The organism is Rhizobium sp. SVR5-9E, assembly GCF_056755095.1.
Genome location: NZ_JBNDHS010000676.1, coordinates 1 through 240 on the forward strand (window position 1 = coordinate 1; position 240 = coordinate 240).

Below are 240 nucleotides of genomic sequence, written 5' to 3' on the forward strand. Positions count from 1 at the left end.
GTTACTGCACCATCCGCAATCCCTGCGGTAGCTACGGTTCCGAATCCTAAAGCAGTTCCGCTTCTTCTTAACACATACCCATCAGTACCTGCTGCGATATCTGTAGGTGCTGCTGCGGCATTGGTTGAATTTCCTTTTACCGTAAGTGCTGCCATATTTACCAGGTCTGCATTGGCTACAGTTCCGTCAGCAATTTTAGCAGAAGTTACGGCGTTTGCTGCTATTGTTGTGGTATTGCTG

The 240-nt window shown here is 47.9% G+C and carries 1 protein-coding gene; it reads right to left on the reverse strand.

Annotated elements, in window-relative coordinates:
* On the reverse strand, positions 1–240 hold a 240-nt coding region (locus ACPYOJ_RS36520), incomplete at both ends, for a hypothetical protein (RefSeq protein ID WP_481420559.1).